Here is a 13,579-nt window from a genome sequence, read left to right as displayed (position 1 = left end):
GGCGCAGGGCGTTTCACGAAAAATCTATATTCTGATGCTCGCTTCTTTTTCCCTGATGAGATCTGAGCGTTCAGCTTTGGCCAGCTTCGTAAAGATCAATATTCCGAGACCGGACAGGACTTCAACGAGACCGCCGGCGGCAATGACTTTTCCGGGACCGAAGGCATTAGCCGCGTATCCGCAAAGAACCGCGCCGAGCGGAATGGATATGTTTGAGATCATGTGGATGACGGCATAGACTTGCGGCTGGTCATCATGGTCCACAGACGTCTGAATAATCGTATATTCCGGCACATTAATCGCGCTGACGGCAGATCCGAAAGCAAACGCGGCGAGGAAAACGAGCGGCAGAAAAGTGTTGAGGCCGGTGATGAAAAATGCCGCCCCTTCTATGATTCCCGCTGACACAAACAGGAGACCGTATTTGTTCACCTTCACCTTAGCCAAAATAAAACCCATTAAAAAGGCTCCGCCCGTGCCTGTCGCTTTCAAAAGCGAGTAGATGATCGGCGGCATGTTTAAATCTTCGGCGACATAAACGGCAGAGAGCGCCTCCCACGGAGCGGCCGCAAAATTCATGAAGATACAATAGATGGCGAGCGGGTATAAAATCTGGTGTTTCCTGACAAGAACGAAACCCCGTTTGAGCCTTCCGAAATACGTCCCGCGCTGTCTGACGGCGACGGTATCCTGTTTGGCATGCTGGACTTGGTATGACATAAAGAGTACGAGAAAACCTGATAGAAGATAGAATATAAGAGCGATAAACAAAGAATAAGCGGGACTGATAAATGTTAAGAACACCCCGCTCAGCGTAATGGCGGCAAGCCTGACGATCTGCCCTGATGACTGGATGACCGCATTCGCTTTCTGCAGGCTGTTTTCTCCGACAATATTGGGGATTAATGAGATAGATGCAGGATTATAAGCGGCTCCCGTGGCTGAATGCAAAATCATGAGAAGCATGACAAACCATAAAGGAGAAAAACCGTTAAAGTAACAGACCGGAATGATCAACACGACCGCCGCGCGCGTGAGATCGGAGAAATACATCCAGAATTTCAGCGTATGCTGCTTCATAAAAGGCCCGGTAATCGGCGCCAGCATCGCCTCCGGAAGGAACGTGACCGCAATGAGTAGGGACGTGCCGATCGCGCCTTCCCCGTCAAAAATCAAAAACCACAGAATGGAATTAAAGGCAAAACCGTCGCCCGACAATTTAACAAGCCTCGAGATAAACAGAAGGGTGAAATTTTTATTCCAGATGCTCTCGCTCTTATTATATGTATCCATCTATCAAATCCCCCATTATTTTACAATGTTTCTTATAATATCTCATTTTTTAATTTTTCAGTCAATAATGCATAAGATACATTTTCCTTCTGTCAATAAAGGTTCAATTGATGGATATCTCTATAAAAAAACAGCCGGCTTGCTGCTGCCGGCTGAACAAAACGTTATTCATCATCACGGAATACCGCGGCGCTTCTTTCATACTCTATATCCTGAACGCCCTGTCTTGCGTTAACTGCTCTTGCCGCCGCGAAAAAATAATCAGACAGGCGGTTCAAGTAACGCATCACCGTATCGTTTATCTCTTCTGTTTTGCCCAGTTTCACGACGAGACGCTCAGCCCGTCTTGTGACGGTCCGCGCGATATGAAGCTGAGCAGCCGCCTTATGCCCGCCCGGAAGAATAAATTTCTCAAGCGGGGGCGCTTCAGCCGTGTAACGGTCTATGCAGTCTTCCAATGCGGAAATAGATGTCTCTCTTAATGTATAGTTTCTATGTTCAGTGACCGTCGCCAAGTCGCTGCCGCAGTCAAACAGCTCATGCTGAATGTTTCGGAGTTCGGCTTTCACATCACCGCAATTCTCACAATCATCTAGCTCCGCAAGCGCAAGCCCGATAAAGCTGTTCAGCTCATCAATCGTCCCGTAGCTTTCAACCCGCAGACTGTCTTTATCCGTTCTGCCGCCGATCAGGCTTGTCTGTCCTTGATCGCCGGTTTTCGTATACAGCTTCATCGTTGTATTCCTCCTTCTTCCGCCGCTTTTACACATGCCGCGGTTCCTCTTCTGACGGCTCTTTCCGCGTGAGGGACGTCCATTGCCTCTCCTGTCTGCAAGGCACAAATGACAATGTCGCCTTTTGCCTGTCTGCCGGAAAGGGCCTGCATTCTCGCTTCAGCCGCTGCCGTTAACAGCCGAACAAATCCCTGTTCCGATAAACGTCCGCTGATCAGCACCCAAACGGTATACTGCGCAGTCACGGCAATTGTGACCGAATCAAACGTATGGCAGATTAAACCAGCTGCCGCCGAGCCGGAAAGCCGGCGGTTCCACGAAAAGCCCGGGCCGTCAGATGCGGTTGACAGCATTCTGAACGGCCGTTCTGTATGAAGCGTTACGGTATTTCCGCTTTTGTTTATCAGAGAGGCGAACGGAACGCCGGCGGGCTCTCTTTCCTCCCGCGCTTCCGGCATGAAAGCGATCAGCGGTTTCGGCGACGATTGCCGGGCAACAGCGCTGACGGTAATGCCGTAAATGTCTTCAATCGTCTCTTTTTTCAAAGCCTGATCCGGCGGCTGCTTCGGAAAAGCGCGTCCGTCTTTCATCATCAGGAGCTGATCACAATATTGGCTTGCGGCGTTGAGGTCGTGAAAAATACTGATGACCGTCAGGCCTCTTTCTCTCGTCAGCCGCTTTACCGTATCAAGCAGGTCTTTTTGATATTTGAGATCAAGAAAGGTCGTCGGCTCATCCAGACACAGCACCTCAGGCTGCTGAGCCAGCGCCTGCGCCAGATAGACGCGCTGCCGCTCCCCTCCGCTCAGATTACGGACGGATTGCTGTGCATATCGGTCGATGCCCGTCATTTCCATCGCTTCCCGGACGATGTCCTCGTCATGTTGATCCATCTGTCTGAATAGTCCTTTTTGATACGGGTATCTGCCGAAGGACACCGTTTCCTTAACGGTAAATGTAAAAGCTTGCTCCGTATGCTGCGGCAAAACGGCCATGATTTTCGCAAGCTCCCGAGGCTTGTATCTGCCCGCGGGCCTGCCTGCGACGAGCACCTCGCCCTTTGACGGAGAGAGCATTCCCGTCAGCAATTTCATCAGCGTTGTTTTTCCTGAGCCGTTCGGACCGAGTATGCCGACAAATTCACCTTTTCCGGCGGTAAAACTGACATCTTCTACAATCATCCGGCCTCCGTACCCGCCGGACAGGCTGTTAACTCTGATCATAAGCGGTTCCCTCCATGATGCTGGCGAAGCAGAATCAAGGCAAAAACAGGCGCTCCCGCCAAGGCCGTCATAATGCCGATCGGCAATTCGACAGGCTCAATGACGGTGCGGGAAAACAAATCCGCCAAAATGAGAAATCCGGCGCCCGTCAATGCTGACAGCGGCAGTAAATGGCGATGATCCGTCCCCCACAAAAGCCGAGTCACATGGGGAATGACAAGGCCGACAAACCCGATCGTCCCCGAGACGGCAACCGCGCCTCCCGTCAGCAGAGATCCGGCGGCGATCATCAGCAGTTTTCTTTTTCCCGTACTGACGCCTAACAGCCTTGCCTTTTCTTCTCCATAAGTCATAATGTTTAATTCTCTGCCATTGATAAGCAGAAGCGCCGTCCCGGCCAGAAAAAAAGGCAGAAACAGCGCGACATAGCCCCAGCCCCTCATTGACACGCTTCCCAACAGCCAGCGGACAATCGGGAGCAGATCATTTCCCGTTAAAGCGATCACAAGCGAAATGAGAGCCCCGAGAAAAGAATTCATAATGATGCCTGTCAAAATGAGCGTCGAAACCGACATCGACGCATGAACGAGGCGGCTGAAAAACAGAACCGCCGCCATAACCGCAATGGCAGCGGCGATGCTGACAACCGGAAGTGTGAACCGGCCGATGACGGGAATCTGAATGCCGAAAAACAAGGTGATAACGGCTCCCGCCGAGGCTCCCGAAGATACCCCGAGTGTATAAGGGTCGGCGAGCGAATTTTTCAGAAGTCCCTGAAACGCCGCCCCCGCAATGGATAACGCGGCTCCGACAAGAGCGGCCAGAACGACTCTCGGCAGGCGGATATTGATCATAATATTTACATTCATGGGATCAACAGAGGATGTCCGGCCGATCCCGATCCAAAAAACGTCAGATAAAGGAATATGCAGACTGCCGATTGAAATGCCGAGTGCCGTACAAACGGCTAAAAACAGCAGGCTGACCGTGTAGGCCAGCGGGCGGTTACTTTTTAAACGTTTCAGGATAAACGCTTTCTGCAAGCTTCTCGACCCCTTTGACAAGGCGCGGGCCTGAGCGTGTGACAAGGTCAGGATCAACAGAATAGACATTGTGGTGTTTGACCGCATTGACGGCACCCCAGCCGGCGCGTTTTTCCACTTCAGCGGCCTTTACGCCGTCTGTCGTAATGATGACGTCCGGATTCATTTTGACAATCGCTTCATCCGTCAGCTGCACCCAGCCGGTCTGGCTGCCGGCGGCGTTTTTCGCATGTATATCTTCAAGCATTTCGTTCATAAACGTGCCTTTCCCCGTCGTGTAGCCGTCAGGAGACACTTCGACGAATACTTTCTTTTCGTCTTTTTCAGAAATGGCCGCCGCTTTCTTTTCTATGCCGGAAAGGTCGGATTTCATCGATTGGATCAGCTGATCCGCCTGCTTTTCTTTGCCGGCCGCTTTTCCGATCATGCTGATTGATTTGTACACATCTTGGAACGATTGCGCATCATTGACCGTTAAGACGGTGATGCCCGCATCTTTCAGCTGCTTCATCGCATCGGCGGAAGCGGACATAGAGGACGCATGGGCAAGCACGAGATCCGGCTTCAGCGCGATGACTTTTTCAGCGTTCACATTCATATCTCCGACTTTCGGTTTTTTTACGGCTTCTTTCGGATATGTATCATTTGTCGTGACGCCTGCGACCTTATCTCCCAGTCCGAGCGCGTATGTAATTTCCGTATTGCTCGGCATGAGGGAAACGATTTTTTCCGGTGCCTGCTTTATGGTTACTTTTTCGTTCGCGGCATCCTTAATGGTTACCGGGAATGCTTCGGTTGAGACGGCTTTTTGTTTGGCCGCGCTTCCTTCTCCCTGTGCGCCGGAACAGCCGGCGATCACAAAGGCGGTGACCAAGAGCGCCGCCCAGACGGCAGTGATCTTCTTCATTCTTTTAACTCCCCCTGATTATGGTAAACGATTGTCTCTTTGACATTCGTATCCTTTTTTCGCAGTAATTATACTATAAGTCTTTAAGGCTTGTATATCCGGCCTTTTTGCATGAAAGCAAATTGTTCGTACACACTAAAATTCATCATGTATACTGTTACACAATGGTGTAAAAAGGAGGATTATCATGGAATTACAGCTTGAACGAAAGCTCGTGTTGATTACAGGATCAACTTCAGGGATCGGAAAAGCCGCGGCAAAAAGCTTTTTAGCCGAAGGCGCCGAGGTGATTGTAAACGGAAGAAAAAAAGAAACTGTGGAACGGACGGTTGAGGAGCTTTCCGCTTACGGAACGGTTCACGGCATCGCTGCGGATTTATCGCGTCAGGATGAGTCGGATGACTTGATCAAGCGCGCCGGGGGAATCGGGGAAGTCGATATTCTCGTCAATAATCTCGGTTTTTTTGAAGTAAAGGACTTCGCTGAGGTGTCTGATGACGAATGGACTCGGTATTTTGAAGTGAATGTTATGAGCGCCGTGCGCCTGTGCCGGCGTTTTCTGCCGCAAATGCTTGAAAGAAACAGCGGACGGATTTTGAACATCTCCAGTGAAGCCGGAGTCAAACCGCTTGCGCAAATGATTCCGTATTCAATGACGAAAACGGCGTTAATCAGCTTGTCCCGGGGAATGGCAGAAATGACGAAAGGCACAAATGTCACGGTCAACTCCGTGCTGCCGGGACCGACATGGACCGAAGGCGTCGCTTCTTACATGGAAGGAGCCGCAAAGGCTGCCGGAGAAGACACGGACAGCTTCGTCCGGGATTATTTTAAAGTGAATGAACCGACATCTTTGATTCAGCGCTATGCAACCCCGGAAGAAGTCGCCAATACGATTGTATTTCTCGCTTCATCAGCTGCTTCTGCCATTAACGGCACCGCACAGCGGGTTGAAGGCGGCATCATCCGCTCCATTTAACACAAAAAAGCCCGGCACAATGGGAACTTCCCCATATGCCAGGGCTTTTTTTTACATCATGCCTGCAAACGGAACCGGCTCCCAGCCGCCCGTCTCAAGCTCTGCTGAAAACAGGCCGCCCGCATGCGGCTGCTCAAGTCTTTCGGCTTCCGTCAATTTTTCCGTCGCGGTCGTAATGTATAACGTGTTCAATTCTCTGCCTCCGAACGCGCAGCAGGTGACGTATTTCGCCGGAACTTCGATAGATGCAATTTCCTTATGCAAGAACGGGTCAATCCGGACGGCACGGCCGCCTCCGAACAAAGCCACCCACAGCATTCCGTCACGGTCAATGGTCATTCCGTCGGGAGATCCTTGCGACTCCGGAAAGCGGTAGACCGTTTTCGGATCTGATACGGCTCCGGTTTCAGGATCGTATGCATAACAGACGATTTCCTGCGTCGGAGTATCAATATAGTACATCAGGTTTCGGTCCCGATCCCAATCCAAACCGTTCGAGGTAGAGACCTGGTCTTTTATTTTGGCAAGGCTGCCGTCCGTATTCAGACGGTACAGCGAAGCCTCCTCTTCTTTGCCTTCCATGCTCGTCGTTCCCGCCCATAATCTGCCGGACGGGTCGCATTTTGCATCATTGAAACGGATATCTTCCCGCATGTCTTTCGGCTGCTTCATCTTCGTCAATGTGTCTTCCCGCAGATTGTACAGGTAAAACCCGTCTTTCATCGTCATCACCAGCTCTTCCTTTGAATACAAGGCCAGAGCCGTGACAAATGATTTGAATTTAACGGAACGGTTGATTCCGTCAGCCGGAGTGAAGATATGGAGCTGGCTGCCCAGTATATCCACCCAGTACAGGCATTCCTTATCCTTGTCCCATAAAGGGCCTTCTCCGATAACTGCTCTCGTATCTGCTCGTAATGCTGCTTCCATGTGTGAACACCTCTTTTGCTTGTCAGTCTTCTATTGTTATTCCCGACAAAGCGGCGTCCAAACTCAATCTTTTTTAAAAAGAATCGTAATCACCGTTCCGGCGCTGATTCTGCTGTTGACATGGATGGTTCCGTTATGAAGGTGAACCAGCTCTTTGGCAATGGCGAGCCCGAGTCCAGTTCCTTCTGACGGCCCCTTCGTATTCGTTCCCCGGTAATAACGGTTAAACAGCTGGTGAATCGTTTCATCGTCCATTCCTCTTCCGTTATCTTTCACCTTCAGAATGAGCTGTTCGGCTGATTCCTCAAGCACGACCCGAATGGCGGTCCCTTTCTTATTATGCTTAACCGCGTTTGCCAGCAGATTCTCCAGAATACGGCGGAACCACGCTTCATCAATGGCGAAAAGAATGTCTTCCTTTTTGGTTTCAAAGGCGATGTCATAGCCTTCCGAGAACGTGTTTTTCGTGAAATCGTTCGTGACGTTTCTGATAAACGGCACGACGTTGATCAGCCGCCGTTCGATCGGGAGGGCCGCGTTTTTGAGGCGATATGTTAAGTTTAAGTCCTCAATCAGCTTCGACATATATTCTGATTTTTCCCGGACGATCTGCCCCATTTCTTTGACTTCTTCCGGTGTCCAGTCGTATTGCTTCGATTCAAGCATCATGCTGTAGCCGTAAATCGTGCTCAGCGGGGTTTTTAAGTCATGGCTCAGCCCGGCGATCCATTCTTCCCTTGTCGCCTGGATTTTTTCTCTGTTTTTCTTATCCCGCTTCAGCGTGTCGGTCAGCTGATCCATCGATTCGAAAATCTCGGCGAAAAAGCGGAACGGCTGTTTTGTTTTGCCTTTTTTGTTTTTGCTGACCGGCTGTCCTTTGCGGTTCTTCGGCTCTTCAAGCCGGCCCTTTGATAAATTGACAAGCCATTTGATGGTATGAAACAGCGGCCAGCCGAAACGGAAAGAGTACCAAATGGTCAGGATGCAGATCATAAATACCAGGATTCCGATCAAGAGGAAGAGGGTTTTCATCACATTTCTCAAAAATGATTTGTTAAACTCGTGATCGGGGATGTACACGGGGTTCGGCACCGACGCGACCATCCATTTCGTTTTATCGAGTCTTTTAAAAGAAATTTCCCGTTTGTAATTCCACGGCTTGGAACTGTATTTCAGCAATTCAAGCTCATTGACGGTGTTCCGTTCTTTTTTCGTGCTGTTGATATCCCCGAGCAGTCTGCCGCTGTCTTCGAGAAGGTAGACCGCCCCTTTTTCCCGTTTAATATAATCAACCGTGCTTTTTTTATATTGAGAAAGGGAAGCGAGGGATGGCTCCTGTGATTCGATGTAAGTGAGAAGCTGCTCACTGGCGGATTTCCAGCCGAACAGAATCAAATAGGTCTCATCATTTATCGTGACCGTCCAGTAATTCAGCTTGTAGTTGTCAAAATTCCGGTACTGGTAAATGGATAAGAGGTCTTTTCTGCTGTAATGGCTCGGGACGTCTTTCGGCACTCTGTACGCGTAGTCGGTTTTTTCTTTGTCATTAATGATCTGCAGCCAGCCCTTCTGCTTTCTGACCGACATCTTTAAAAATTCATCGACATCCCATGTGCCGTCTTCGTTTTTATCAAGCCACGCTTCAAACGAGTCTGCCGTCGCTTTGGTCAGTCCCGCATTGGCTTCCGCTTCGCTGAAACGCCAATCCAAATAGAAGAAAGAAGCGACGGCCAAAACGGACATCAGCAGGATGACAAGCAGAAGCTGTCCGAAAAAGTGGAGCAGAAATTTTCCGCGCATTCTCATGAGCGGGTTCCTTTTTCTCCTTGATCGGGAATAAACCGATAGCCGAGGCCGCGCACCGTTACAATATAGGACGGATTGCTGGGGTCTTTTTCAATCTTTTCTCTGAGCTTGCGGATGTGAACCATGACGGTGTTGTTGTCGCCGTAAGACGGATATCCCCACACTTTTTCATAGATCTGATCTTTAGAGAGCACCACATCAGGGTGTTCACAGAAATATTGAAGCAATTGCAGAAGCTGTGCGGAGCAGCTGACGGGCTCGCCCCCGACGATCAGCTCGGCGTTTTGCGGCGAATAGGAAAAATGGCTGTATGAATACGTTTTTACCGCCGCTTTCTCTTCGCGCTTATAGGTTCTCTTTAACGTCGCTCTGATCCGCGCCGCCAATTCGAGCGGATTAAACGGCTTTGTTATATAATCGTCAGCTCCCAATGCAAATCCTGACAGCTTATCCGCATCAGAAGAACGGGCAGTCAGAAAAAAGATCGGAGCGTCGGTATAGTTCCGGATTTCGGTGCATGCTTCAAAACCGGACATGCCTTCCATCATCACATCCAGCACGAGCAGATCCGCGGATTCATGTTTAACAAACTCAATCGCTTCCTCAGCGCTTCCGGCTGTCTTAATGTTGTGATAGCCTTCTTTGACGAGAACGCGTTTGACCATATCAACGATCGCCTTCTCATCGTCTACAATTAAAATTGACGCATTTTCCACCTTGGACGTTCCTTTCTCTTTGTTTTTTTCATCATATCATTATATGGATAAGATTTGGTACTTTTTTAGTGCGGAGGTCTTGCGGGGAAACAGAAAAGAAAAACGAGACCGGACATCTCTTCTCGTTTTTCTCACGGTGTCAGAGCGGAATATCCATCATCCCGCCGCTTTTGTCAGGAGCTTTCATTTATAAGATGAAGTATAAATTCCCAAAAACCCGGCACTTCCTGGCATAACAGCATGTCCGCTTTTTCAACTATTTTAATCTTCAATTCTTGTTCAAGGTCTTCTCTTTCCTGGTATGATGTATTGCTCAGTTTTTTTTTTATCATTGGCGAAAAACGCGAAATCAAAAGTTCCATTTCGTCGGTATCTGTGTTCTCTTTGTTGAAGTCAAATGGCCCGTTCACTGCTTATTTTCCCCCTTTTTTTGCTTGTCCAGCTGCTTTCTGAGATTGTCGAGCCCTTTTTTATGAATATTGGAAATGTTCTGCCGTGATTCACCCAGCGACTCGGCAATCTCTTTCATCGTCGCTCCGTGAAGATAAATATTCGTCAGCACGCTTTTTTGTTTATCGGTTAACGTCTGAAGCGCTTCGTATAAATCACGGTTTTGGACATGCTGGCTCAAATCTCCCTGCTTCCGCAGAAACTCTTCATACGCGTCTTTTCCCATTTCATAGGGAAGCGCTTCACCTCCCTCCGGCTGATCCACCGTCAGCGGATAGCGATTCTGATTTTTACGGATGCGCTTGTCAAAATCGATGGAGAAAATCCGGATCATAGAGTTCATATATTTGATGATCCGGATTTCCTTATAAAACTGTTTAAAATGGTCGTCCAATGATTTTGCATCCTTCTCGTCTGAATGTTCCAGCACATTTTTAAATTTCTCGTAATGCTTTGGGTCACTTAAAAAATGTTTAACGATCGGATGTTTCATAATTTCCTTGCATTTTGACCGTAAAAGAACTTGATAGTCCATAAAACCGCCCCCTATTTAAATTAAATGAAAGAAAGCAAAAAAAAGTAAACTACTCCTTTCCGACTAAGATTCCGCATTCCTTATGTCCCGGATTTGCCGGAACAAAAAAGACCCTCAACCGGGATATCAGGTTTACAGGAGCCGCTCTTTCTTTCACTTATATACATGACTGCAGGTCAAGTCAGGAGGTGGCTGGTGATGGATCAGGTTTTTATAGAAGAAGCGGTCAGACAGATCGGCAATCTCGGCTTTCCGGCTCTGATTGCCATGTATCTTCTCACACGGTTTGAGAAGAAGTTTGACGCCCTGATCGAACTGATGACGGAACTGAAAGAGCAGAAAATGAAAAATTAATTTTCACACGAAGTTGACTTTTCATCGGAACGCATCACTTAACAAAGCAGAAGGGAAAACGAAAGGCCTTTCACATTCTCTTTCACAAAGCTTGAGAGGAGACGATTTACATGTCAAAAGAAAACAACTGCAATATCCCGCAGCCGATCAGAGGAGACAAAGGAGCGACCGTCACGATTCCGCGCAATCTTGAAAGAGACCGCCAAAATCCGGATATGCTGACGCCGCCGGAAACGGATCACGGCACAGTGGATAATATGAAATTCTCTTTCTCAGATGTGCACAACCGGCTGGAAAAGGGCGGGTACGCGCGTGAGGTGACCGTTCGCGAGCTGCCGATTTCTGAAAATCTGGCATCTGTCAACATGCGTTTAAAACCGGGCGCCATCCGTGAACTGCACTGGCATAAAGAAGCCGAATGGGCATATATGCTGACGGGCAAAGCGCGGGTCACGATCGTTGATGAACAGGGACGCAGTTTTATCGATGACGTGAAGGAAGGAGATCTGTGGTACTTCCCGTCAGGCCTGCCGCACTCCATTCAGGCGCTGAAAGAAGGCTGTGAATTCCTCTTGGTGTTTGATGACGGTTCCTTCTCAGAAAACAGCACATTCCAAGTGACTGACTGGCTTGCCCACACGCCGCTTGATGTCATCGCCAACAACTTCGGGGTTTCAGAAAAAGACCTCGCCGGCCTGCCCGGGAAAGAAAAATATATCTTTGAAGAGCCGGTTCCCGGGAAGCTGAAAGATGACATTGTGGAAGGCCCGAACGGCGAAGTGCCTTATCCGTTCACTTACCGCCTGCTGGATGAAGGTCCGACTGCTGAGACGGACGGCGGCAAAGTATATATCGCGGATTCCACAAACTTCAAAGTGTCCAAAACGATCGCTTCAGCGCTTGTCGTGGTCGAACCGGGCGCAATGAGAGAGCTGCACTGGCATCCGAATACGCATGAATGGCAGTATTATATTTCCGGTAAAGGGCGGATGACGGTTTTTGCATCGGACGGCCATGCAAGAACATTTAACTATCAGGCCGGGGATGTCGGTTACGTTCCGTTCGCAATGGGCCACTATGTGGAGAATTTGGGGGATGAGCCGCTCGTCTTCCTGGAAATCTTCAAGGATGACCACTATGCCGATGTGTCCCTGAACCAATGGCTTGCCATGCTTCCTGAGAAATTCGTCCAGCAGCATCTGGATCTGGGCAAAGACTTTACGGATATTCTTTCGAAAGAGAAACACCCTGTCGTCAAAAAGAAATGCTGAAGACACACACCGACTTGCAGAGTTCCGTCTCTGCAAGTCTCCTCTGTGTGAAAAGGAGCTGAACAGATGATCAATCAAAACAGGACGAAAATGTTTTTTCTTCAGGTGCTCCGGTATGCCCTGGCAGCCGCTGCCGTATTACTCGGGTATTTCATCGTGATGATGGCCGTATTTTCATTAGCCGGGACGAGCTACGGATCGATGGCGTACGTCCTGCTTTTTTCCGTGCTTTTTATTCTTCTCGGTTTATGTTTTGAACCGCTTGAACGGCTGATGATACATAGCTTTACCTTTTTTGGGACGGGCAGGCTGCCTTTTCTCCTTTTAGCCAGCACCGTTCAGCTGCTGTTCCTCTGGATGACCGCGTATACGACGGATAAACTGATTGAAAAGATTTGGCTGTCAACGACGGAGGAGCTGATTGTGGCGGGGGTTTTTTTCGTTTTGGATAAATGCGTCTCCGGACAAAAGCAGCCCCGGACGCAATAAAAAAACGCAGGCCGGAATGGCTCTGCGTTTTTTTTCATCTTACCGTTGCGTTTTCATGCCGGATTAAATCGTAGGTTAAGCAGACCGGTTTGTTCGTGCGCGGATCTTTTACAATCTGTGCGTCAATTTGAAACACGTCTTCCAATATGCCGGGAGTCATGACTTCCTCCGCCGTTCCTTCCTTGATGATGCGCCCTTTTTTCAAGGCGATCATGTATTGGGAAAAACGGGCGGCATGGTTCAGATCGTGAATGACCATTAAAATGGTGCGGCCCTGCTCCTTGTTTAATTTGTCCAGCAGCTGCAAAATTTCAAGCTGATGGGCGAGATCTAAATAAGTGGTCGGTTCATCAAGAAGCAGCAGCTCCGTTTCTTGAGCGAGCGCCATGGCGATCCACACACGCTGCCGCTGCCCCCCGGAAAGCGCTTCGATCGGCCGGTCGTAAAATTCGGTCATTCCCGTCTCTTCAAGCGCCCATTTGATCATGTCACGGTCTTTATCACTCAAGCGGCCCATTCCGGACTGATGCGGAAACCTGCCGTAAGAAACAAGTTCGTACACCGTCAGCCCGCTCGGCGCTTCAGGCGTCTGCGGAAGGATGGCCATTTCCTTGGCGATGTCCTTCGTGGATTTTTGCATGATCGCCTGTCCGTTTAAATAGACGGCGCCGGATTTCGGTTTCATGATTCTTGACATCGTTTTGAGAACCGTCGATTTTCCGCAGCCGTTCGGACCGATCAGCGTTGTAATTTTTCCTTTCGGGATGGCGATATCCAATTCTTTCGCTATCAAACGGTCGCCATAACCGACAGTAAGCTGTTCCGCCGATAATGAGTTCATCGCGGCAG

Annotated in this window: 15 protein-coding genes; 4 read left to right on the top strand and 11 right to left on the bottom strand. The window is 49.2% G+C overall.

The window, feature by feature from the left end; all coding sequences use genetic code 11:
- Positions 1-24 precede the first annotated feature (24 nt).
- The 5 genes from ACWJJX_RS08930 to ACWJJX_RS08910 form a co-directional block, all read right to left on the bottom strand.
- Complete coding sequence (locus ACWJJX_RS08930) at positions 25-1,293, bottom strand: MFS transporter (RefSeq protein ID WP_070082346.1); 1,269 nt, start codon at positions 1,291-1,293, stop codon at positions 25-27.
- Between the two features lie 164 nt (positions 1,294-1,457).
- Positions 1,458-2,027, bottom strand: coding sequence for a cob(I)yrinic acid a,c-diamide adenosyltransferase (locus ACWJJX_RS08925; RefSeq protein WP_102422523.1), 570 nt, complete (start codon positions 2,025-2,027; stop codon positions 1,458-1,460).
- Positions 2,024-3,250: an ABC transporter ATP-binding protein gene (locus ACWJJX_RS08920; RefSeq protein ID WP_454022912.1), complete on the bottom strand. Its 1,227-nt coding sequence runs from the start codon at positions 3,248-3,250 to the stop codon at positions 2,024-2,026. The genes ACWJJX_RS08925 and ACWJJX_RS08920 overlap by 4 nt, the downstream gene beginning before the upstream one ends.
- Positions 3,247-4,293 (bottom strand): FecCD family ABC transporter permease, encoded by a 1,047-nt coding sequence (locus ACWJJX_RS08915; protein ID WP_454022911.1) that lies wholly within the window; start codon positions 4,291-4,293, stop codon positions 3,247-3,249. The genes ACWJJX_RS08920 and ACWJJX_RS08915 overlap by 4 nt, the downstream gene beginning before the upstream one ends.
- Complete coding sequence (locus ACWJJX_RS08910; protein ID WP_017418938.1) at positions 4,256-5,200, bottom strand: ABC transporter substrate-binding protein; 945 nt, start codon at positions 5,198-5,200, stop codon at positions 4,256-4,258. Before ACWJJX_RS08910 ends, ACWJJX_RS08915 begins: the two co-directional genes overlap by 38 nt.
- A gap of 187 nt (positions 5,201-5,387) precedes the next feature.
- On the opposite strand from ACWJJX_RS08910, the gene ACWJJX_RS08905 reads away from it, so the two are divergent.
- A complete protein-coding gene (locus ACWJJX_RS08905; RefSeq protein WP_172614964.1) occupies positions 5,388-6,179 on the top strand; it encodes an SDR family NAD(P)-dependent oxidoreductase in 792 nt (263 codons plus the stop codon).
- Between the two features lie 51 nt (positions 6,180-6,230).
- Here the strand turns inward: ACWJJX_RS08905 and ACWJJX_RS08900 are convergent, their stop codons facing one another.
- From ACWJJX_RS08900 to ACWJJX_RS08880, 5 genes are all read right to left on the bottom strand, one after another.
- Entirely contained in the window at positions 6,231-7,109 is an 879-nt protein-coding gene (locus ACWJJX_RS08900; RefSeq protein ID WP_070082350.1) for an SMP-30/gluconolactonase/LRE family protein, read from the bottom strand.
- Between the two features lie 63 nt (positions 7,110-7,172).
- On the bottom strand, positions 7,173-8,915 hold the full coding sequence (locus ACWJJX_RS08895; protein ID WP_070082351.1) for a HAMP domain-containing sensor histidine kinase: 1,743 nt from the start codon (positions 8,913-8,915) through the stop codon (positions 7,173-7,175).
- Positions 8,912-9,631 carry a response regulator transcription factor gene (locus tag ACWJJX_RS08890; RefSeq protein ID WP_071392261.1) on the bottom strand — a complete coding sequence of 240 codons (720 nt, stop codon included), beginning with the start codon at positions 9,629-9,631 and terminating at the stop codon, positions 8,912-8,914. Before ACWJJX_RS08890 ends, ACWJJX_RS08895 begins: the two co-directional genes overlap by 4 nt.
- Positions 9,632-9,804: 173 nt before the next feature.
- Positions 9,805-10,041 carry a sigma-O factor regulator RsoA gene (gene rsoA / locus ACWJJX_RS08885; RefSeq protein WP_003151778.1) on the bottom strand — a complete coding sequence of 79 codons (237 nt, stop codon included), beginning with the start codon at positions 10,039-10,041 and terminating at the stop codon, positions 9,805-9,807.
- The gene (locus ACWJJX_RS08880) at positions 10,038-10,574 is read right to left on the bottom strand and encodes a sigma-70 family RNA polymerase sigma factor (RefSeq protein ID WP_088005512.1); all 537 of its coding nucleotides are present in this window, start codon (positions 10,572-10,574) and stop codon (positions 10,038-10,040) included. Before ACWJJX_RS08880 ends, rsoA begins: the two co-directional genes overlap by 4 nt.
- Positions 10,575-10,814: 240 nt before the next feature.
- Here ACWJJX_RS08880 and ACWJJX_RS08875 point away from each other — a divergent pair, with 240 nt between their 5' ends.
- The 3 genes from ACWJJX_RS08875 (at position 10,815) to ACWJJX_RS08865 (ending at position 12,730) form a co-directional block, all read left to right on the top strand.
- Positions 10,815-10,970: a YvrJ family protein gene (locus tag ACWJJX_RS08875; RefSeq protein ID WP_003151774.1), complete on the top strand. Its 156-nt coding sequence runs from the start codon at positions 10,815-10,817 to the stop codon at positions 10,968-10,970.
- A gap of 110 nt (positions 10,971-11,080) precedes the next feature.
- Positions 11,081-12,241 (top strand): oxalate decarboxylase family bicupin, encoded by a 1,161-nt coding sequence (locus ACWJJX_RS08870; RefSeq protein WP_007410043.1) that lies wholly within the window; start codon positions 11,081-11,083, stop codon positions 12,239-12,241.
- Positions 12,242-12,307: 66 nt separating this feature from the next.
- Entirely contained in the window at positions 12,308-12,730 is a 423-nt protein-coding gene (locus ACWJJX_RS08865; protein ID WP_173613639.1) for a YrvL family regulatory protein, read from the top strand.
- 34 nt (positions 12,731-12,764) lie between these two features.
- On the opposite strand, the gene ACWJJX_RS08860 is transcribed toward ACWJJX_RS08865, so the two are convergent.
- Entirely contained in the window at positions 12,765-13,571 is an 807-nt protein-coding gene (locus ACWJJX_RS08860; protein WP_454022910.1) for an ABC transporter ATP-binding protein, read from the bottom strand.
- Positions 13,572-13,579 lie beyond the last annotated feature (8 nt).

It is taken from the genome of Bacillus sp. YH3-2-B2 (genome assembly GCF_053663335.1).
This window is presented reverse-complemented; position numbering and strand designations above follow the sequence as displayed.